At 52.6% G+C, this 20377-nt stretch carries 15 protein-coding genes and 2 pseudogenes; 8 read left to right on the top strand and 9 right to left on the bottom strand.

Annotated elements, in window-relative coordinates:
* The first annotated feature begins 46 nt into the window (after positions 1-46).
* The 3 genes and pseudogenes from ACR52_RS23080 to ACR52_RS23070 form a co-directional block, all read left to right on the top strand.
* Positions 47-448, top strand: coding sequence for a response regulator (locus ACR52_RS23080; RefSeq protein WP_048729856.1), 402 nt, complete (start codon positions 47-49; stop codon positions 446-448).
* Between the two features lie 241 nt (positions 449-689).
* Complete coding sequence (locus ACR52_RS23075; RefSeq protein ID WP_048729852.1) at positions 690-1310, top strand: response regulator transcription factor; 621 nt, start codon at positions 690-692, stop codon at positions 1308-1310.
* 8 nt (positions 1311-1318) lie between these two features.
* Positions 1319-3529: pseudogene (locus ACR52_RS23070) on the top strand (transporter substrate-binding domain-containing protein); the annotation flags it as partial.
* A 34-nt stretch (positions 3530-3563) separates the two neighbouring features.
* Here the strand turns inward: ACR52_RS23070 and ACR52_RS23065 are convergent.
* Positions 3564-4352 carry a hypothetical protein gene (locus ACR52_RS23065; RefSeq protein WP_048729851.1) on the bottom strand — a complete coding sequence of 263 codons (789 nt, stop codon included), beginning with the start codon at positions 4350-4352 and terminating at the stop codon, positions 3564-3566.
* A 393-nt stretch (positions 4353-4745) separates the two neighbouring features.
* Here ACR52_RS23065 and ACR52_RS23060 point away from each other — a divergent pair, with 393 nt between their 5' ends.
* The gene (locus ACR52_RS23060; protein WP_082143214.1) at positions 4746-6464 is read left to right on the top strand and encodes a replication endonuclease; all 1719 of its coding nucleotides are present in this window, start codon (positions 4746-4748) and stop codon (positions 6462-6464) included.
* 36 nt (positions 6465-6500) lie between these two features.
* On the opposite strand, the gene ACR52_RS23055 is transcribed toward ACR52_RS23060, so the two are convergent.
* The 3 genes from ACR52_RS23055 to ACR52_RS23045 form a co-directional block, all read right to left on the bottom strand.
* Entirely contained in the window at positions 6501-8036 is a 1536-nt protein-coding gene (locus ACR52_RS23055) for a relaxase/mobilization nuclease domain-containing protein (RefSeq protein WP_048729848.1), read from the bottom strand.
* Entirely contained in the window at positions 8036-8776 is a 741-nt protein-coding gene (locus ACR52_RS23050; protein ID WP_048729847.1) for a hypothetical protein, read from the bottom strand. The genes ACR52_RS23055 and ACR52_RS23050 overlap by 1 nt, the downstream gene beginning before the upstream one ends.
* Before the next feature lie 261 nt (positions 8777-9037).
* On the bottom strand, positions 9038-10633 hold the full coding sequence (locus tag ACR52_RS23045) for a recombinase family protein (protein WP_048730156.1): 1596 nt from the start codon (positions 10631-10633) through the stop codon (positions 9038-9040).
* Positions 10634-10680: 47 nt separating this feature from the next.
* On the opposite strand from ACR52_RS23045, the pseudogene ACR52_RS23040 reads away from it, so the two are divergent.
* Positions 10681-12132: pseudogene (locus ACR52_RS23040) on the top strand (ATP-binding protein); the annotation flags it as partial.
* A 39-nt stretch (positions 12133-12171) separates the two neighbouring features.
* Here the strand turns inward: ACR52_RS23040 and ACR52_RS23035 are convergent.
* Together ACR52_RS23035 and ACR52_RS23030 are read right to left on the bottom strand one after the other, a co-directional pair.
* Positions 12172-12654 (bottom strand): GAF domain-containing protein, encoded by a 483-nt coding sequence (locus ACR52_RS23035; protein ID WP_048729844.1) that lies wholly within the window; start codon positions 12652-12654, stop codon positions 12172-12174.
* Positions 12651-13541 (bottom strand): ATP-binding protein, encoded by an 891-nt coding sequence (locus ACR52_RS23030; protein WP_048729842.1) that lies wholly within the window; start codon positions 13539-13541, stop codon positions 12651-12653. The genes ACR52_RS23035 and ACR52_RS23030 overlap by 4 nt, the downstream gene beginning before the upstream one ends.
* Before the next feature lie 169 nt (positions 13542-13710).
* Here ACR52_RS23030 and ACR52_RS23025 point away from each other — a divergent pair, with 169 nt between their 5' ends.
* Positions 13711-16020 (top strand): hybrid sensor histidine kinase/response regulator, encoded by a 2310-nt coding sequence (locus ACR52_RS23025; protein WP_048729839.1) that lies wholly within the window; start codon positions 13711-13713, stop codon positions 16018-16020.
* Here the strand turns inward: ACR52_RS23025 and ACR52_RS23020 are convergent.
* From ACR52_RS23020 to msrB, 3 genes are all read right to left on the bottom strand, one after another.
* A complete protein-coding gene (locus tag ACR52_RS23020) occupies positions 15974-16465 on the bottom strand; it encodes a MarR family winged helix-turn-helix transcriptional regulator (RefSeq protein WP_048729836.1) in 492 nt (163 codons plus the stop codon). The two genes, ACR52_RS23025 and ACR52_RS23020, sit on opposite strands and share 47 nt — an antisense overlap.
* Positions 16462-16947 (bottom strand): glutathione peroxidase, encoded by a 486-nt coding sequence (locus ACR52_RS23015; protein ID WP_048729832.1) that lies wholly within the window; start codon positions 16945-16947, stop codon positions 16462-16464. The genes ACR52_RS23020 and ACR52_RS23015 overlap by 4 nt, the downstream gene beginning before the upstream one ends.
* Positions 16948-17162: 215 nt before the next feature.
* Entirely contained in the window at positions 17163-17555 is a 393-nt protein-coding gene (gene msrB, locus ACR52_RS23010; protein ID WP_048729828.1) for a peptide-methionine (R)-S-oxide reductase MsrB, read from the bottom strand.
* Positions 17556-17757: 202 nt separating this feature from the next.
* On the opposite strand from msrB, the gene ACR52_RS23005 reads away from it, so the two are divergent.
* Positions 17758-18969 (top strand): pyridoxal phosphate-dependent aminotransferase, encoded by a 1212-nt coding sequence (locus tag ACR52_RS23005; RefSeq protein WP_048729826.1) that lies wholly within the window; start codon positions 17758-17760, stop codon positions 18967-18969.
* Between the two features lie 304 nt (positions 18970-19273).
* Positions 19274-20161, top strand: a complete 888-nt coding sequence (gene htpX, locus ACR52_RS23000; RefSeq protein ID WP_048729823.1) for a protease HtpX — start codon at positions 19274-19276, stop codon at positions 20159-20161.
* Positions 20162-20377: the final 216 nt, after the last annotated feature.

Raw genomic sequence — 20377 nt, 5'->3', positions numbered from 1 at the left:
CCCAAGCGCCGCCCCATCACCGTTTGACTTACCGCGTGCCCTTCCTATGCTCAAACATCGCCTTCGTCTGCTGTTGGTGGAGGATCACCCCTTCCAGCTCCTAGCCACCCAGTGCCTGCTCAACAGCTTTGGCTTCGACCAGTTGAGCCTGGCGGAAAACGCCGAACAGGCGATCCGCCTGATGACGCAAGCCGAGGAGCCCTTCGACATCATGTTATGCGACCAATGCCTGCCGGATCTGCCAGGGCTGGAATTGGTCGAGATAGCCAGCCGCCGAGGTTTTATCGTGGGGGCCATCCTGTTGAGCGGCCTGCCCACACTCGAACTGGAAAACTTGAATAACCAAGCCTTGCGACGCAACTTGCCACTCATTGGCTACTTGTCCAAGCCGTTAAACCGCGATGAACTAATGACCCTGATAAACCCCATTATAAATGTAGGACTTTAAACACCCTTCATAGGGAAAATTTACCGGAAAACGGCTATTAAAGCATTGGCGCCGACATTGAAGCTTACCGCTGGCCCGTCGCTGACACAGATGCCCACAAAGCCCTGCCAACTCGTAAGCAAGTGCCTTTTTTCATGTAGGAATTTTCCTGTTTTGTATCTACCACCCCCGACCTTCATGCTGCTCCCTCACCTTCTGAGCTAATGTGCCCGCTTTATTTGCACTTGCATGGAATGTGATTATGAATACAGTTTTCATCATCGATGACCACCCTGTTATCAGGCTGGCAATTCGAATGCTGCTGGAACACGAAGGCTATAAAGTCGTCGGCGAAACAGACAATGGTTGTGACGCGATACAAATGGTTCGCGAATGCCTTCCGGATTTAATCATTCTGGATATCAGTATTCCGAAACTTGATGGCCTCGAAGTGCTGTGCCGATTCAACGCAATGAACACCTCGATGAAAACCCTCATCCTGACTGCGCAATGCCCAACGCTGTTCGCTACCCGCTGCATGCGCTCGGGCGCCGATGGCTATGTGTGCAAGGAGGGCGACCTGAGTGAATTGCTCAGTGCGATCCGCGCTGTATTGTCCGGTTATAACTATTTCCCCAGCCAGGCATTGAATTCCGGCTCGGACGCTAATTCCCAGGAACTGGAACTGTTCAAGGCGGTTAATGATCGCGAGTTAATGGTCTTGCAACTTTTTGCACAAGGCCGCACAAACAAGGAAATCGCCAAAGGCATGTTTCTCAGTAACAAAACTGTCAGCACCTACAAAAAGAGGCTTATGCAAAAACTCAAAGCCAAGTCCTTGGTAGAACTTATCGAGCTGGCAAAACGTAACGCGCTAGTGTGAGAAAACGGATGCCCAGGCGTATAAAGGACTATCTGATTATATTGAGCGCAGGCGTGTGCTTGAGCACCACCGTGCTCGCGGGTGAAACGCAACCGCAGCACTTTAACTTATTGAGCCGAGCAGGCTCCGTTCATCTGGACGTTCAACTGGACAAGGCTCAACGCCAATGGCTGCAGAACAAACGCGAACTGGTGCTGGGCACAGCCGCGCCTGACTATCCTCCCTTTGACCTCACGTCCAGCGGGCACGACTACGAAGGGCTCACTGCCGATTATGTCGGGCTGTTGTCCAAGACGCTGGCGTTACCCGTCAGGGTGCTGCGCTACACCACCCGGGAAGCCTCCATCCAGGCGCTTGAAGCGGGCGAGATTGATCTGTTGGGCTCCTCCAATGGCTTTGAGGCCGCCAACCCGCTGCTCACCCTTTCAGAGCCGTATGCGGTTGACCAGCCGGTGCTGGTGACGCGCGAAGGCGAAACCCGCAGCCTCAGTGACGGCCTGGCCGGCCTGCGCCTGAGCCTGGTCTACCATTACCTGCCACTGGCCGAAGTGCAAAAGCTCTACCCCAAGGCGATCATTCGCGCCTACCCCTCTTATCAGAATGCCTTGAATGCGGTGGCCTTCGACCAGGCTGATGTGTTCCTTGGCGACACCATTTCCACCCACTACATGATCAACAAGGGCTACCTGAAAAATATCCGCATGGCCAACTTCGGCAAGCACGAAGCCTACGGATTCAGCTTTGCGCTGCGCCAGGACCAGCACATCCTCTTGAGCATCGTCGACTCCGTGCTGATGGCGCTGCCCACCAATGAACGGGACAGCATCGGCAAACGCTGGAGTGCCGGCAGCGATATTCTGCTGACCGATAAAAAACTGCAGTTGACCCAGCGCGAGGAGCGCTGGCTGAAGGAGCATCCGGTGGTCAAGGTGATCGCCAACGAAACGTTTGCACCGCTGACGTTCTTCGATGCCGACGGCAACTTCCGAGGCATTACTGCCGACCTTCTGGAGCTGATTCGCCTGCGGACCGGGCTGCGCTTCCAGATTGAGCGCGGTCGCGATGTCAATGCGATGATCGAGCAAGTCGAAGCCGGCAAAGCCGACATCATCGGCGCCATCTCCCCCAGCGTCGAACGGGAAACTCAACTGAACTTCAGTCGTCCCTACCTGGAAAACTCCTACGTGCTGCTGACGCGCAAGGAACCCGCCGCCCCTGCAAACCTGGAGCAGATGGCAGGCAAGCGCCTGGCAATCCCCCTGGGCAACCCTCTGGAGAAGCTGTTGCGCAAGGATTTCCCGAGCATTCATCTGGTGCACGCCAGTGACACCTTCAAGGCCTCGGAGCTGCTGGCCCAAGGGCAGGTTGACGGTGCGGTGAACTCGTTGGTGATCGCCAACTACTTTCTGTCCTCGCAAGTCTTTCAGGGCAAACTGCAGATCAGCACCAGCATCGGCACCCTGCCGGCCGTCTTCGCGCTGGCCACCTCACGCCGCGCCACCGAATTGAGCTCGATCCTGGACAAGGCGCTGCTCAGCATCGCGCCGGATGAGCTCGGGGTCATCAACAGCCGCTGGCGTGGCTACACCGCCGCCTCAGACAGCTACTGGCGCAATTACCACCGTTTGATCACGCAGATCATCATCGGTACCGGGTTGCTGCTGCTGATTTCCCTGACCTGGAACGCCTACATGCGCAGGCAGATCAAGCATCGCAGGATGGCCGAGCGCGCCCTCAACGATCAGTTCGAGTTCATGCGCGCGCTGGTCAACGAAACGCCTCACCCGATCTACGTACGCGACCGCAAGGGCTTGCTGCAGACCTGTAACGACAGCTACCTGCAAGTGTTCGACGTCAAGCGCGAGGACGTGATCGGTAAAAGTGCGTTCCAGATCAGTACGGTGCTGGAAACGGAGGCGTCTCAATACCATGCCGACTATCAGCGAGTGGTCGCGCAAGGCAATCCGCTGATCCTGGATCGGGTGCTGCACATCCGCGGGAAGAAATTCACGATCTACCACTGGATCCTGCCATACCGCGACTCTACCGGTGAGGTCCAAGGCATTATCGGCGGTTGGATCGACATCAGTGACCGACGCCAGTTGTTCGACGATCTGCGCGCCGCCAAGGAGCGGGCCGACGAGGCCAACCGGGCCAAGAGCACGTTTCTCGCGACGATGAGCCATGAAATCCGCACGCCGATGAACGCAATCACTGGCGGATTTTGTAGAAACTCCGTTTAGTCAGCGTTCTTCATTTCAAGCAGTTATTTCTGACCCGCGTGTACATCTCTGCAAACCCATCGAGTCTGAAATTGACAGTGCGGACAGTAGTTAAAGTGTTAATTCGCAGAATACCTTCTCTACCCTGTAATAGGTCTTGGACTAGGGCATCTGGTGGGGTAGAAAAAAGAGCGGAGTAAGTCGCCATTTGCGCTGTTACGTCATATGTTGGTTTTCTGTCGACATAGATACGATAAGAGACAGTACTACCCGGTGCGGCGATAGTATCTGATTGTGTTACGGTCAGGAAAACCTTTCCTTTGGAGCAGATTGCTCCAAGACCATCACGTCGAGATTCCCCATGTACTACGAGACCGTCAAGCCGAGTATTTTCGACCGTAGAGGTATAGCTATAATTTTCCTCAAAAAGTTTTTTGCCATAGCCATGTTGCTGTTTTCCGAAAACCCCTGATTTAACCTTATTTTCGTCAACAGACTTTTGAACAGGGTCACCAATATTGTCAACCAACCCTAGGTCGCTCAAACTGTATGGCTTATCAAATAATACCTGTTTAGTATCATTCATGACTTTTACCATCAGTAAACCCTGCGGGCTTCTGAAAGTTTGTACGATGGTAACGTTTTGCCCGTCAGTCAAGGAATCACGAATCCCCATATACGTCTGGTCTTTTGTAACCAAGTAACTTTTATTGAGATAGTCAGCGTCGGCTGCATATTTACTACTTACTGACTGATTAGTTTGACAGCCCGCGAGTGTAAAACCCATCAATGCAAGGTACAAAAAACTTTGCTTATACATCCTTGTTTACTCCAAAATGATTTTTTATTACAAAGCATTATGCCATATTCGATTTTCGTTGACTAGGCGGGCAATTTGCATTAGATACAAGCACGCATAATTTCAACTTACTCGAACGCGCTTCACTTCTTGACATGTGCTTATCGCATCGCAGTGTATAGCCGAGCGAGCCGAGCCGACAGGCAAGGCATTTTTGCTTTTGCTTTTGCTCTTCTTGGATAATTCTAAAATAACTGTCGCAACCTTTAATTCCGTGGCTTCCAACATAACCCACTTCTATTAAATGCTCATAAGTCTATGTCTACAAAGTTGCAGGCAATAAAAAAGAGCCTTTCGGCTCTTGTGTTGGGTTTTGATTTGTTATACTGAAGTTACCAAGCAAAAATATAAGAAATGAAAACAACCCATACATCTATTGTATCACACAAAAATAAAAGTCAAGCATTAACTCAACAAAACATCGCAGAAGTAAAAGCCAATGCCGAATTGTTTCAAAATCCGCATATCAATGCTTCGGAACTAGTCGCAAAACTAAAAGTAGTCATATCTCAACTCAACCCGCTTACAAGAACCTTCGAATTTTCGAGCGATTATCGTGTTGAGTCTTCATTGCCCTTCGTAAGCGATGAAGAAGCCGAGGATTTAGGGTTTATCAAAATAATAAAACTTCCTACACCTAAATTCAATGTTCTACGAGCCAATAAGAAACAAGAGTTTTCATATCAAGAGAAAATAGAAAATTACGCAACGGAAGCACTGGCATTAGCCAAAACAATAAATAGGCTGTTTGATTACCTCCGTGCCGATGAATATTTAAAGCAGTTAATTCTGGTCGCAAGCGCTGACCTAAAATCTAAGAGCGAACTGAATAGCATTGAAATATATAAAAATGTAAGGTTTTCTGATTTGCGCTGTTCCGGTACTGTGTTTGATAAGTTGTATGAGTTTTTTGTGGACGATGAAGGTATCCGCTACGCAAGCGATAGAAGCATTTATGGCAAAGAAAATGAGGGTAAAGACAAATGCACTTTTAGAAGGCTTGCGAAAATTGTCAAAGCCGTCGCAAGAAAACAACGAGAAATGCACTTACTAAAAAATCGTAAAATTGGGTGGAATGATGAAGCATATTGTAGCAACGAACTTTTAGGGTATCAGAGAGAAAAAGACATTGAGCAGCAAGAATTTATTGATAATACTGAAATCGTTTATACTGACGATAAAGGAAAAGAACAGAAAATCCCGCTCTCAAAATTTGCCTTAACTGATGAGCGCAAAGCGTCCGAAATTTATATGAAAGTTAAAGACTTGGAAAAAGTCGCGGAGAGTAAGGGATACATCGCTTTATTTACTACTTTTACGTGTCCGGCTGAATTTCATTCAAATCCTAAAAGTGGTCGGAACTGTTGGGACGGTTCAACGCCAAGGGAAGCGTCTGATTGGCTTTCTACAAGGCTTGTGGCGTTGAACAAGGATAGAGAAAGACACGAGATAGAAACGCTTGGGATGTGGTGCAAGGAAGCTCACAAAGACCAATGCGTTCATATGCACTCGATGTTTTTTGTACGCCCGGACCAAGCCGCTGAGTTAATCGCTCTTATCCATAAACACTATTCGCATAGTGAGAATGCTGTGCGGATAGTTTTCATATCAGATGAAGAGGCAAAGAAATCGGTCAAGAAAGGCGCAAGTCCTGCCACTTATATTACGAAGTATGTCATTAAAAGCCTTCGTGAAAAATCCGATGAGTCGATGAAGAACAAAGCCGTTGCTCGTCTGTGGGGTTATAGAATGTATGGTTTTTTTGGGAAGACACAAACTATCCTATGGCGTGCATTTGATAGGTTTTTCGATAAAGAGCCAAGCGAACTAATGATAACATTCACGAACATAGTATTTGTACAACTTGCGAAATTCAGACAAGACGGGAAATTTTGGGCATTCTGTGAATATGCGAATGAATTTATTCAGACCGTGATTATTGAACACGATGAAATGTCTTGGAGCGGGTTTGAATTTATTCGCAAGGTCAAGTGGGGTTACAGAGTGAAAGGAACTGACGATTGTCTCCAAACAAAATTCGAATGTAGTTTGAGAACAAATTTTGGGCAATAAAAAAAGCCTTAACGGCTCTTATATTGTTACATCAAATCAGGGTTTGTAACTTAATGGAATGAAATTTGGCAATTCGACAGATTTGCCTTTCTGTTTATGACCCAACTTTGCAAGTGCGTGGTCTATGTCTGCTTCGGCGAATAATTGTTCTGCTTTCGTTTTGGGTTGATTAGTAGTTGGAGCGGGTATTGTTTTTTTGTTTTTCATTTTGCTATCCTCGTTATTTTCAGTTTGGTTAGTGTTTTGTGGTAATTCAGTTGTGAGCGACTTCGATGGTTGCGTTTCTGTCTTTGATATTGTATCAAATTGAAGCCCCTTTAATTTCAATGCTTCAAGATGAAATTCAAGAAGTTTAACCTTTGTTTTTGGGTATTTTTCTTGATTGGTTTTGACTCGTTCGAAAAGCGCAGTTAAATCAGATTTAGTAGGTTCATAGTTGGATACCTCTAAACCCATCATTGCGGATACCAGCCACGTTTTGCGTTTAAAATCTTCCGAGCCGGTAAGGTAAAATGGCCCTTTAATACCTTGTGCGATCAAAGCCTGCATTCCTGCTTTTATGCTAATTTCATTAGGGTTCGTGAAAGAAACGCTGTTGGCGTTAACCGTAAAACCGGTTTTGTATTTCTCATCTTTGCTTGTGTAATTTACGCCATCAGAGGTCTTAAATTTCGTATAAAGGCTTTCACGGCGGTTTGGTTTTGGGTCCGGTTCTGGGTCCGTACCTGGACTTGAAGAAATTTCGGCAAATTCATCTGGTGGCAATGGAGACTCAAAGCGCAAGATTAACTGGCTAATTCCATTTTCATCGACTTTATATTTTTCTATCAATTTGCTCATTTGAAAACCAATGGAGCTTGGCTTAATAGATGTTGAACCTTTGGTGATGTAATAGCCTGACAGCCTTGTAGGGTCGGTTTTGCTCTTGTTGGCACGGATAGTAAAACCTTCTTCAATCATCGCCACAAACAACGCCTGTGGCGTCTTGGCATCGGAAAGAATGCCTTTCAACTCGTTCTTATACTTTTTCTCATCAGACTCTTGGCCCGTACGATTTTCGTACTGTTTAGAAGCGTAGTTGAGTCTTGTCGGGTTTGGGTCGTTCCTGCTTTCCGAGATTTGCTCATTTTTGAGTGAATGCTTTTTTTCGAGTTTTTGAGCAAGCGTCTCTAAGGCACGATAATTGTCTTTCTTAAAAAACGCCTTGTTGTCAAAATCTCTATTCTCCATCACTAAATGAAGGTGTGGATTATTAGTGTCTCGATGGACGGCGAGCAAGAAATTGCGATTATCACCGAAATGACGTTTTACCAACTCATTGCCAATTAGTAATAGTTTCTCGTCTGTAATCACGTCATGGCTTTCCTCGAAAGATACGATGTAATGCATTTCATTGCTTTTCTGCTTTGCAGTTAAACGGCTATTAAAATCCAATTCGATTGCTTTGGCTGACTCATTGAGGTTGGCGGTATCAACTGAAATATTACCGCTAATCTGGCTGGCTTTCTTCAAAACATAATTAGCAAGGTTTCGAGTGTTGGGTTTAATTCTTGGGACTTCTTTGATAAACATTATTTAGCCCCGTCAATAAACGCAAGAAGGTCATTACTCCCGCTTATAAGTTTTTTATGAAAAGCCCCGTAGTTGTGAACGAAATCAGTAAGTGTTCTGATAGTGCTTTCGTCCTGCTTTTTATCTAAAACGTACTTATTTGCGAGAACTCCCACATCACGCAACTTATTGTTGTCAGCGAATTCAATTGAGGAATTAATGAACTCCTTCTCATAAACCGTAAATGCGTCGAAGAATTCGAAAAGCAGTTTAACCAAATCTTGATTTGCAAATCTGTCTTGGTACTCTTTGTGCTCATTTTCAGTGAGGCTAATTGTATACTGCTTTTTTCTCGGTGAATGACTATCCTCAAAAAGAGGAAGGTTTATCAATGACTCAAAATCTGGTTTTGTAGCTGTATTAATTTCAAGCGTTTTGAAACGTAGGCGACTGACGTCAAGTTTCATTTTGAGCAAAGTTCGGAGAGCGATAGTAATATTTTTGTTTGTTTCAGGCACCGCACTTTTGATTTGAGACAAATTAGTGTAGAGATTTGCAAGGGTTTGATTGTACTTCCCGAACTCAATGGAGTGACAGTTTTTTGCTATTATGACAAAACTACGGTTATGGAAAAGGTGTTGCTTAAATGCGTCCGATAGCGAAAACTTCGATACAGAAATTTCATTATATTCTCTTCGAAGTTGTTCAATTTGTTCGGCGTTGATTTCCGTAAGGCGGGTACTTGCTTTGAATTGGCTCATAGGTTTTTATATGGTTATGAGCATATCATAGCATTTATTTTTTAGATTGTTGCCTTAACGCTTTGCTATTAGATACGACCCTTGTGGGAGTATTTTGCCACCCGTAATGAACGATAGAGAATGAGTGGGGCAAGCATAAACAACCAAACGACGATAGTCGTGATGGTTTTTTATTCTGCTTGCTTCTTTAAATCAAGTTACCAGTTTTTAAACTAGAAGCACGTTACAGAGACGTGATTTTTAATCACGCCTTTGTTACTGCTAGATGTGCAATCCTCGCCGCGCAAAGTAACCATCTGGTGTAACTTCAATCGTATCTATATGCTTGTCGTCGTGATAAATATCAAGGGAGAAAAATTTCTTTTTTACAGGAGTGATAACGATTTTTATCTTCTGCGAGTGAAGAAAGTTATTTATTCTTATGCGACCTTTTTCCGTTATCAAAAGCCTGTAAACCTCCATTACGTTTACGTCTGATTTTGTTGCGAGGTGCATTGAACTAATTTTAAGGTTTAGTTTGTGTTCGTCTGTTTTGAGGTTGTCTAGCTCTTGACTCACTTCATCAATTCTATTCGTAATATATTTTTGCGCACTGTCAGAAGACTTTTCAAGTATCGAAAAGTTATTTGCCAATGCTTTTTCTTTTATGATTATCTGCCCGGCAATTTCTTGATGTTCTTTTTCAAGTGCTTTTATGTCTTCATTTTTTACAATGATTTTGTGAAACGGAATTAGCGATTGATATGCAAGGAATATTTCTTCTATGCGTGCATATCTGTGCCTGATACCTTTCCCCGGCATTGCATATTTGCACTGCCCGACAGTCGATGCATGGCAAACTAAATCGACATAGTAATTTTTCTGGGCATGGTAGCGAAAAGTTGAGCCGCACTTGCAAAATACCAAACCGCGCAAAATATTTTTAAACTCTTCGGCTTTTCTTCCAGCCAGTTTCGGGTCTTGTCTTTCTTTTAGCTTTTCGCTAATCCTGTGAAATTCTGACTCACTGATTACAGATGGATAATAGTTCTTTATTTCCTTATTAACGATGGTTCTATTTCCATTCTCATCGTTTTTCATCGCAAGGAACGAACCATAAATAGCATGTTTGTGTAACACTTTTCCGACAGTGCTATCAGTATATTTTTTCGGGTGATCTTCTTTGTTCAATTCTTTTGAAATAGACTGAAACCCCATCTCAAAGCAAAGCTCTGTCATTCTTTTAACTGCTTTTGCGTGTTCATTTAAAACGAACTTACCATCAGTAAACGAAATCCAAAAAGGACACCGCTTTGTAATAATTCCGCCGTTTTCACCCTTGGTGAGATTTCGGGCTTTTGCATCTGATATTCGCTCACTCTTTGATTTGCTTTCATCATTTGCACGTTCAAGGATGTTTTGAATGAGACTAATATCAACACTACTATCTTTTTTTCGTTTTGAGTAAAGCCGGTTATCGAAAAGTGTGTAAATTGAACAGTCCGATTGAATAATTGAGATGATTAACTCTAATGCATCATATCCGCCCATCCTGCTAATTCGGTCGAATGACTCGACCAATAGGAGAGCGTTTGGAAGAATTTCTTTTGACTTGATACGTTCAACGAATTTCGCTAATTGACCGCTCTTTAAGTTCTTGCCCTTGAAGGCTGAAACTCCTAGGTCTTCATAGCGTTCGACCTGTCTTGCTAGGGGGTATTGCTCAAAAAAACGGTTGAGCTGTTCAAGCTGTCGAACCTCGCCAAAGCCAAGGCTTTGCGCTTTCGATGAGAAACGTATGTAACTGTATACGTTGATGGTTTCGCCGTTCTGAAACACGTCAGCGAACGCCCTGGGCAGTGTATTTTTGACTGACATAATGCTCTGAACCCCTTGTAGACTGTGCATTCTAGCATTTTATACAAAAGCCTCCTATCATTGCAGTGATCGGCATGCTGGAGTTGACCCTCAAGCGCGCGGACCAGGGCCATCTGGACCGCCCGGCCATTGAAGTTGCCTACCATTCGGCCAAGGACTTGCTGGAGCTGATCGGGGACATCCTCGATATCGCACGCATCGAATCCGGCCGCCTGAGCCTGGCGCCCGAGCGGGTCAACCTCAAGGAAGTGATCGAGTCGGTGGTACGCGTATTCGACGGCCTGGCGCGTCAGAAAACCCTCAGCCTGCTGCTGGAGTTCAAGCCTGACCTCGACGACGCCGATGTGCTGATCGACCCGCTGCGCTTCAAGCAGGTGCTGTCCAACCTGGTGAGCAATGCCATCAAGTTCACCGAACGCGGCCAGGTGAGAATCAAGGTGGAAGTTCAAGCCACGGATTTACCGCAGCAGGTCGAAATGAAGCTGGTGGTCGAGGACACCGGCATCGGCATCAGCCGGGAAGATCAACTGCGCCTGTTCGAACCCTTTGCCCAGGCCGACAACTCCGGGCATCTGGCCAGGAGCGGCGCGGGACTGGGGCTGGTGATCTGCCGCAGCCTGTGCGCGATGATGGGTGGACAACTGAGCCTGAGCAGCGTGCCCATGGTAGGCACCCAGGTGCATGTCAGCCTGAAGATGGCCCGTCTGGCGCCGCTCCAGGCAGTGGACGAGATCAAGCCAGAGCCCCCCGCTACGGCACCGGTGCTCAATGTGCTGGTGGTGGATGATCATCCTGCGAACCGCCTGCTGATGTGCCAGCAACTGGGCTACCTGGGTCACCAGTTCACCGCGGCCCAGCACGGTGCGGCCGGCTTCCAGGCGTGGCGCCAGGAACATTTCGACCTGGTGATCGCCGACTGCAACATGCCCGTGATGAACGGCTACGAGTTAAGCCAGTCAATCCGCGAGTACGAGCAGCGAGAGCAACTGCCCCCATGTGTCGTGCTGGGGTTTACCGCCAACGCCCAGCCCGAAGAGAAACTGCGCTGCGCCGAAGCGGGCATGAATGACTGCCTGTTCAAACCCATCAGCCTCACGGCGCTGGAGCAACAACTGGCGAAGATCGGGCCACAAACGTCCGGCTTGCAGCTGGACCTCAGCAGCCTGGATGCGCTGACGGGGGGCGACCCGCAGCTGAGTCGGCGCTTGCTTGAGGAGTTGTTGAGCAGCAGCAGTCACGACCGCCAGGAGCTGGTCGGCTTGATGGCGCGGCAGGCCTCGCCTCAGGACATCATCGAGCAGGCGCACAAGATCAAGGGTGCCGCACGTATCGTGCAGGCCACGGTATTGGCTGGTCAGTGCGAGGCGCTGGAACAGACCTGTGCCCGAGGCGATGACCGGCCGGTGATCGAAAGCAGCATCAAGACCCTGGAGAAATGCATGCTGGAACTGGAGAGGTTGCTGCACACACAGCTGAACGGATTGAAGTCAGTGGGGTAGGCAGGCGCGAGCGCACCGGCTCGCACCTGCCACGACCGATCAGCAGTCGGTCAAGCGCAGGAAAATCGCCGCCAGCTGTTCGATACCGGCCTGGTCCTGCTCGGTAAAGCGGGCCAGCGACGGGCTGTCGAGGTCGAGGACGCCAATCAGTTGGCCGCCCTTGACCAGCGGCACCACCAGCTCGCTGTTCGAGGCGCTGTCACAGGCGATGTGCCCTGGGAACGCGTGCACATCTTCCACCCGTTGGGTTTGCCGCGACGCCGCCGCCGCCCCGCACACCCCACGACCGAACGGGATGCGCACGCAGGCGATCTGGCCCTGGAACGGGCCGAGTACCAGCTCTTCGTTGCGGTTGAGGTAGAAGCCGGCCCAGTTCAGGTCATCCAGCTGGTTGAACAGGAAGGCGGAAAACTGCGCGCTGTTGGCAATGAAATCCCGCTCATCGGCCAACAGCGACTCCAGCTGTGCACACAACATGGCATAGCCATCAAGACCGGTACCGGCCTGCTGCAAATCGATCATGGTTGACGCTCCAGCAGTTTGAGACCCACCCAATAACGGGCGAATTGATACGCGCAGCGGCCGTTGCGATTGCCACGCCCGGTGGCCCAGCGCACGGCGAGGATGTCGAGTTCCTCATCGCGCTGCCACTGCAAACCGGCCTTGCTCGCCAGTTCGCCGATCCAGTGCTCGACCACATCCAGAAAGTGTTCCTGGTTGAACGGGTAGAACGACAGCCACAAGCCGAAACGGTCGGACAACGCAATCTTGTCCTCGACCGCCTCGTTGGGATGCAGTTCGCCATCCACCGTTTTCCAGTTTTCGTTATCGCTCTGGTTTTCCGGCACCAGGTGGCGACGGTTGGACGTGGCGTACAGCAAGACGTTTTCCGGTGCCTGCTCCAGGGAGCCGTCCAGCACACTCTTGAGCACGCGGTAATCGCTTTCACCGGCCTCGAAGGACAAATCATCGCAAAACAGCACGAACCGCTGGGGCAACTTGGTCAGTTGTTCGACCACACGCGGCAGGTCGGCCAGGTGATCGCGCTCGATTTCAATCAGGCGCAAGCCAGCCGTCGCGTGCTGCGCCAGCAACGCGCGCACCATGGACGATTTGCCGGTGCCACGCGAACCCCACAGCAAGGCATGGTTGGCGGGCAGGCCATCGAGAAATTGCTGGGTGTTGCGCGCCAGTTGTTCGCGCTGCTTGTCCACGCCGATCAGGTCGGACAAGCGCATGTCCAGGCTGACTTCCAGTGGCAACAGAAAGCCGCTGCGCCCTTCGCGCTGCCAGCGCGCGGCCAGGCACTGGTTCCAGTCGATGGTCTGGCGCGGCGCGGGGAGCAAGGGTTCCAGGCGTGCGAGCACCGACTCGGCACGCTCAAGAAAGGCATTCAATCGAGAGTCCACGATTATTCCTCTGGCAAGTTCTTGAAAAAGATGGCGTATTGGCAAGCCTGCGGTAGACCGCACCGAGCTGCGCCTTTAAAAACATCGATTTATGCCGGGCAAGCCAGAGCCTGTGGATGTTCAGCTATGCTTGCCGGGCGAAGGGAAACGTAAAGTGGTTCAACACCCGATGGATATCAAGTTCGCCCACCGCTTGTCTTATAAACAAGCCAGATTGACTGTGCTGGTCGGTTTCGTCTTGGGAACCTTGCTCAGTCTGATCCAAATCGGCATTGATTATGCCAGCGAAGACGCATCCATCAACCGTGAAATTCGCTCGCTGATCGAAATCAGCCATAACCCCGCGTCACGCATCGCCTACAACATCGACGCCGAACTGGCCCAGGAATTGACCCTGGGCCTGTTGCATTCCCCCGCGATCATTCGCGCCCAACTGGTCGACAACAACGGCGTGGTACTGGCCGACGTCGATCGGCCGCGCAAGGAAGGAACGTACCGGCCCATCAGCGACTTCCTGTTCGGCGCCAACCGACAGTTTGAAGACCGGCTGTTCCTCAGCCACATGCCCAACGAGTCCCTCGGCATGCTGCGTCTGGACGTGGACACCTATGCCTTTGGCAGCCGCTTCCTGCACCGCGCCGAAATCACCCTGGCCAACGGGTTCGCTCGCAGCCTGCTGCTGACCGGGATTTTGCTGGGCCTGTTCTACGTGATGCTGACCCAACCGCTGGTGCGCATTATCCGCGAGCTGAGCACGCGCAAGCAGGCCCGCCTGGACTGCCCGCCGGGGCACGAAAACGATGAAATCGGGGTGCTGGTCAACGTGGCCAACCAGCAATTCGAAAACATGGAAGCCGAAATCCAGCAGCGCCGCCACGCCGAGGACCGCCTCACCGAGTACCTTGGGCAACTGGAAGACATCGTCTCCGCGCGCACGCTTGAGTTGAAGGCCAGCAACCAGAGCTTGAGCCAGTCCAACGATGAACTGGAAGCGGCAAAGATGAACGCGCTGGGCATGGCCCAGGCGCGGGCGGCGTTCGTGGCCAATATGAGCCACGAGATCCGCACACCGCTCAATGGCTTGCTGGGCATGCTCGCGCTGTCACTGGACAGCCCGCTCAACGCCGAACAGCGCCAACAGCTGTCCATCGCCCACGACTCCGGCAAAGTGCTGGTGGAACTGCTCAACGATATCCTCGACCTGTCCAAGTTCGATGCCGGCCAGCTGGAGCTGGAGCGCATCCCGTTCGACCTCGGCTCACTGGTGGAAGACACCGCCAACCTGCTGTCGCAGAACGCCGCGCCGAGCGTCGAGCTGACGTGCCTGATCGATCCGCAGTTCCCCGCCCAGGTGCTTGGCGACTCGACTCGCGTGCGCCAGATCGTCAGCAACTTGCTGTCCAACGCCTTGAAGTTCACCCGCTTCGGCCGGGTGGACGTGCGCCTCAGCGCCCGTGACGGCCGGGTGAAAATCGAAGTGTGCGACACCGGCATTGGCATCGCCCAGGACGCGCAGGTCAAGATTTTCCAGCCGTTCACCCAGGCCGGTGCCGGTATCACCCGTCAGTTTGGCGGCACGGGGCTGGGCCTGGCGCTGACCCACAACCTGTGCGAAGCGATGCAGGGCCGGTTGAGCATCAGCTCAGAGGTGGGGTTCGGCAGTCAGTTCTGTGCCGACCTGCCCCTGCCTGCCCACTTGCCCGCCATGCGGCAAGCGCCACTCAAAGGTGAAGTGATCGCCATCACCAGCGCCGGCAGCGGCCTGGCCGAACTGCTGACGTCCCTGCTGCCCAGTTGGGGGCTGACGCCGCGTTGCTTCAGCATGGATGACGATCTGACCGGGCAAAAGCCTGACCTGCTCATCACGGACTGCCCGGAATGCCTGTTCCGCATACGCCCGGGCATTTCTGCGCCGGTACTGCTGGTGACGGCCTATGGCAATTTCATGCCCAGCGAAGAAGTCGCGGCCCTGGCGCCTTTGCAGCAACAAGCACGGCCCTTGAGCCGCAACGCGTTGTATCAGATCCTGCAGCGCAACCTGCGCAGCGACACGCAACCGATCCTCGACCCCGTGCAGTTGGAGGCCACCCCCCTCGCACACCGGGCGCGGATCCTGCTGGTGGAAGACAACCCGGTCAATCAACTGGTGGCCAAGGGCATGCTCGGCAAGTTGGGGTGCGAAGTGATCGTGGCAGCCCATGGCGGCGAGGCGCTCAAGTTCCTCGAGGAACAACGCTTCGACCTGGTGTTGATGGACTGCAACATGCCAGTGATGGATGGCTACGAAGCCAGCCGGCAGATTCGCCGTAGCGGGCGCTGGCCGGACCTGCCCATCGTCGCCTTGACGGCCAACGCCCTGTCGGAAGAACGCGAGCGTTGCCGCGCGGCGGGGATGAGTGATTACCTGGCCAAACCGTTCCGTCGTGAAGAACTCAAGGCCCTGCTGGACCTGTGGGTGCCGACGACGACAAGTCTCTGATCTGCGCCAGCAATTGGTCGAGGCCGTCGCGCAAGGCGTCGGCCTGGTTCAGGTCGACGCCGCTGTCGCACAACAGACGGGTCTTCAGGCCATGGGCCTGCTCGCGCAACTGCACACCGGCCTCGCTCAGACTCAAGTGCACTTCCCGCTCATCCCTCGCGCTGCGCTGACGCTTCACCAGCGCAAGCTGTTCAAGACGCTTGAGCAACGGCGTCAGCGTGCCCGAGTCGAGCATCAGGCGCGCGCCCAGGGCCTTGACCGTCGGCTGCAGCGCAGGCGTGTCGTGCCACTCCCACAACACCAGCATCACCACGTATTGCGGGTAGGTCAGGCCCAACTGATCCAGCATCGGCTTGTAGGCGCGCGTCACTGCGCGTGACGCGGCGTAGAGCTTGAAACACAACTGGTCGTCGAGGGCCAGGGACACGCTTGGCACGTCGGTCATTTGAGCAGGGCTTCGATCTCTTGGGTCAGGTCATGCGGCTTGGTGGTCGGCGCAAAACGCTTGACCACCTGGCCGTCACGACCGATGAGGAACTTGGTGAAATTCCACTTGATCCCCTTGGAACCCAGCAGGCCCGGTGCCTGTTTTTTCAGCTGCACGAATAGGGGGTGAGCCTCGCTGCCGTTGACGTCGATCTTCTTGAACAGCGGAAAGCTGACGCCGAAGTTCAGCTCACAGAACTCGGAAATCGCGCCTTCGTTGCCCGGCTCCTGCTTGCCGAACTGGTTGCAGGGAAAACCCAGCACCACCAGGCCCTGGTCCCTGTAGTCCTGCCAGAGTTGCTCCAGCCCTTTGTACTGCGGGGTGAAGCCACATTTGCTGGCGGTATTGACCACCAAGATGGCCTTGCCGGCGAAATCGGCCAAGGTCTTTTGCTCACCCTTGATGGTGGTGCAAGGGATGCTCAGCAGGTTGTCACTCATGGCAATGCCTCGATGAAAGTAGGAGAGTAAAACATAGCGGGCAATTCAATTGCGTGCAATTTAATTGACCAAACTGATACCCCACTATCAGCCCATGATCGCGTCTGTGGCCAGGGAGCTTGCTCCCGTTGGGGTGCGAAGCGCCCCCACCTAAAGCTGGCGACTGCTGCGCAATCGCACGGGAGCAAGCTCTCTCGCCACAATGGGGCTACTGACTAGCGGGGCACCAGGTCCAGGCACACCGAGTTGATGCAATAACGCAAACCGGTCGGCGGCGGGCCGTCCGGGAACACGTGCCCCAGGTGCGCATCGCATTTGGCGCAGGTGACTTCGGTGCGGACCATGCCGTGGCTGACGTCACGGATCTCGACCATCGCGCTGCCGGCAATCGGCTCGTAGAAGCTTGGCCAGCCGCAGCCGGAATCAAACTTGGCCTTTGAGTCGAACAGCGGCTCATTGCAGCAGATGCAGTGATACACACCGTCGGTCTTGGTCCCGTTGTACTTACCACTGAAAGGCCGTTCGGTGCCCTTGAGACGGCACACGTTGTATTGCTCCGGATCGAGCATGGCCTTCCATTCATCAACGGTTTTCTGCAGCTTTTCCATCGGTACACCTCGGCAACTGAAAAAGCCTGATCTGTGTCTTTTCCATGGATCAGGCGGCACGTATGATTGCGCCTCTTCAAAACGCCAGTCTGGCACCCGCGCTACCGGCATTCAAACGTATTTAGGGGTGCGGGCCTTGCAGGTTTCACAGTACGGTAGTGCCTACGCCGTCTGGATCGTTCATTTTCAGGATCACATCGCCATGCAGGTCAGCAAATCGAACAAGCTCGCCAACGTCTGCTACGACATTCGCGGCCCTGTGCTCAAGCACGCCAAACGCCTGGAAGAGGAAGGCCATCGCATCCTCAAGCTGAACATTGGCAACCCGGCGCCCTTTGGTTTCGAAGCGCCGGACGAAATCCTCCAGGACGTGATCCGCAACTTGCCCACCGCACAGGGCTACAGCGACTCCAAAGGCCTGTTCAGTGCGCGCAAGGCGGTGATGCAGTACTACCAGCAGAAGCAGGTCGAAGGTGTCGGCATCGAAGACATCTACCTGGGCAACGGCGTGTCCGAGCTGATCGTCATGACCATGCAAGCCCTGCTCAACAACGGCGACGAAGTGCTGGTGCCGGCCCCGGACTACCCGCTGTGGACCGCCGCCGTGACCCTCGCCGGCGGGCACCCGGTGCATTACCTGTGTGATGAGGGCGCCGACTGGTTCCCGGACCTGGCCGACATCAAGGCCAAGATCACCCCCAACACCAAGGCCCTGGTAATCATCAACCCGAACAACCCGACCGGTGCGGTGTACTCCAGGGAAGTGCTGCTGGGCATGCTCGAGCTGGCGCGCCAGCACAACCTGGTGGTGTTCTCCGACGAGATCTACGACAAGATCCTCTACGACGACGCCGTGCACATCTGCACCGCCTCCCTGGCGCCGGACCTGCTGTGCCTGACCTTCAACGGCCTGTCCAAGTCCTACCGCGTGGCGGGTTTCCGCTCCGGCTGGATCGCCATCTCCGGGCCCAAGCACAACGCCCAAAGCTACATCGAAGGCATCGACATGCTGGCCAACATGCGCCTGTGCGCCAACGTGCCGAGCCAGCACGCGATCCAGACCGCCCTGGGGGGCTACCAGAGCATCAACGACCTGATCCTGCCCCAAGGCCGTCTGCTGGAGCAGCGCAACCGCACCTGGGAACTGCTCAACGACATACCCGGCGTGAGCTGCGTGAAGCCGATGGGCGCGTTGTACGCCTTCCCCCGCATCGACCCGAAGGTGTGCCCGATCCTCAACGACGAGAAGTTCGTGCTCGACCTGCTGCTGTCGGAAAAGCTGTTGGTAGTGCAAGGCACCGCGTTCAATTGGCCGTGGCCCGATCACTTCCGCGTGGTCACCTTGCCGCGTGTGGATGAGCTGGAAATGGCCATTGGTCGCATTGGCAACTTCCTGAAGTCCTACCGCCAGTAACAAATGTAACGCTGTACGACCGGTATTCGGTCGTACAGCGATTATCTGGCAACACTTCTCCGCCGATCCCCCTGCCCTGTACCTGACCAGCCCCCTGCCAAGCACTTGCCCCCTATAATTACAGGGCGTAGAGGCAATCACGTACTGATTGAGCCGCTTATTTCGCGTCGGAAATTCCCTTCAAGCCTCTACATTCAGGCTGTAGGACACAGTTTGAAATAGTCGCTCGGTTGAATCACCCCATGCCGCACCTTATATACCCCGCAGTACGCGACATATTAAGCCTGAGGAGAACTCTACAACCATGATGCGCATCCTGCTGTTCTTGGCCACTAACCTGGCGGTCGTGCTGATTGCCAGCATCACCCTGAGCCTTTTCGGCTTCAACGGGTTCATGGCGGCCAACGGGGTTGATCTGAACCTCAATCAGCTGCTGGTTTTCTGTGCGGTCTTTGGTTTCGCCGGCTCGCTGTTCTCGCTGTTCATCTCCAAGTGGATGGCGAAGATGAGTACCAGCACCCAGGTCATCACCCAGCCACGTACCCGGCATGAACAATGGTTGCTGCAGACCGTCGAGCAACTGTCCCGCGAGGCGGGCATCAAGATGCCCGAAGTCGGGATCTTCCCGGCCTATGAAGCCAACGCCTTTGCCACCGGCTGGAACAAGAACGACGCGCTCGTTGCGGTGAGCCAGGGCATGCTGGAACGCTTCTCCTACGATGAAGTGAAGGCGGTACTGGCCCACGAGATCGGCCACGTGGCCAACGGTGACATGGTCACCCTGGCGCTGGTCCAGGGCGTGGTGAACACCTTCGTGATGTTCTTCGCACGAATCATCGGCAACTTCGTCGACAAGGTCATCTTCAAGAACGAAGGAGGCCGCGGCATTGCCTACTACGTGGCGACCATCTTCGCTGAATTGGTGCTGGGCTTCCTGGCCAGCGCGATCACCATGTGGTTCTCGCGCAAACGCGAATTCCGCGCAGACGAAGCCGGTGCTCGCCTGGCCGGTACTGGGGCGATGATTGCAGCGTTGCAACACCTGCGCTCGGAACAGGGCCTGCCGGTGCATATGCCGGACAGCCTGACGGCCTTCGGCATCAACGGTGGCATCAAGCAGGGTCTGGCTCGCATGTTCATGAGCCATCCGCCGCTGGAAGAGCGCATCGACGCACTGCGTCGTCGCGGCTGATAGCCGGCAACGCAAAAAGGGGCGATTGGATCGCCCCTTTTTTTTGGGCGTGTCTTGTCCTGAATAAGGTTTACACCTTCTGACCCAATCTCAGGAGGGCGTAATGAATTCAGGAAAAAGGCGCAGTCAGCGTGATTACTCGCTGACCTTTAAATTGTCAGTCGTCGATCAGGTCGAAAAAGGCGAGTTGAGTTATAAAGAGGCTCAAGAGCGCTA

It is taken from the genome of Pseudomonas fildesensis (genome assembly GCF_001050345.1).
In the GTDB taxonomy this organism is placed as follows: domain Bacteria; phylum Pseudomonadota; class Gammaproteobacteria; order Pseudomonadales; family Pseudomonadaceae; genus Aquipseudomonas; species Aquipseudomonas fildesensis.
The sequence above is the reverse complement of the archived record's forward strand: the minus strand, read 5'-3'. Positions and strand labels throughout refer to the sequence as shown.

Excerpts from the sequence above, each read along its gene's own strand:
- ACR52_RS23080 (WP_048729856.1), top strand. The coding sequence starts at position 47 with ATGCTCAAACATCGCCTTCGTCTGCTGTTGGTGGAGGATCACCCCTTC.
- ACR52_RS23075 (WP_048729852.1), top strand. The coding sequence starts at position 690 with ATGAATACAGTTTTCATCATCGATGACCACCCTGTTATCAGGCTGGCA.
- ACR52_RS23065 (WP_048729851.1), bottom strand. The coding sequence starts at position 4,352 with ATGTATAAGCAAAGTTTTTTGTACCTTGCATTGATGGGTTTTACACTC.
- ACR52_RS23060 (WP_082143214.1), top strand. The coding sequence starts at position 4,746 with ATGAAAACAACCCATACATCTATTGTATCACACAAAAATAAAAGTCAA.
- ACR52_RS23055 (WP_048729848.1), bottom strand. The coding sequence starts at position 8,036 with ATGTTTATCAAAGAAGTCCCAAGAATTAAACCCAACACTCGAAACCTT.
- ACR52_RS23050 (WP_048729847.1), bottom strand. The coding sequence starts at position 8,776 with ATGAGCCAATTCAAAGCAAGTACCCGCCTTACGGAAATCAACGCCGAA.
- ACR52_RS23045 (WP_048730156.1), bottom strand. The coding sequence starts at position 10,633 with ATGTCAGTCAAAAATACACTGCCCAGGGCGTTCGCTGACGTGTTTCAG.
- ACR52_RS23035 (WP_048729844.1), bottom strand. The coding sequence starts at position 12,654 with ATGATCGATTTGCAGCAGGCCGGTACCGGTCTTGATGGCTATGCCATG.
- ACR52_RS23025 (WP_048729839.1), top strand. The coding sequence starts at position 13,711 with ATGGATATCAAGTTCGCCCACCGCTTGTCTTATAAACAAGCCAGATTG.
- ACR52_RS23020 (WP_048729836.1), bottom strand. The coding sequence starts at position 16,465 with ATGACCGACGTGCCAAGCGTGTCCCTGGCCCTCGACGACCAGTTGTGT.
- ACR52_RS23015 (WP_048729832.1), bottom strand. The coding sequence starts at position 16,947 with ATGAGTGACAACCTGCTGAGCATCCCTTGCACCACCATCAAGGGTGAG.
- msrB (WP_048729828.1), bottom strand. The coding sequence starts at position 17,555 with ATGGAAAAGCTGCAGAAAACCGTTGATGAATGGAAGGCCATGCTCGAT.
- ACR52_RS23005 (WP_048729826.1), top strand. The coding sequence starts at position 17,758 with ATGCAGGTCAGCAAATCGAACAAGCTCGCCAACGTCTGCTACGACATT.
- htpX (WP_048729823.1), top strand. The coding sequence starts at position 19,274 with ATGATGCGCATCCTGCTGTTCTTGGCCACTAACCTGGCGGTCGTGCTG.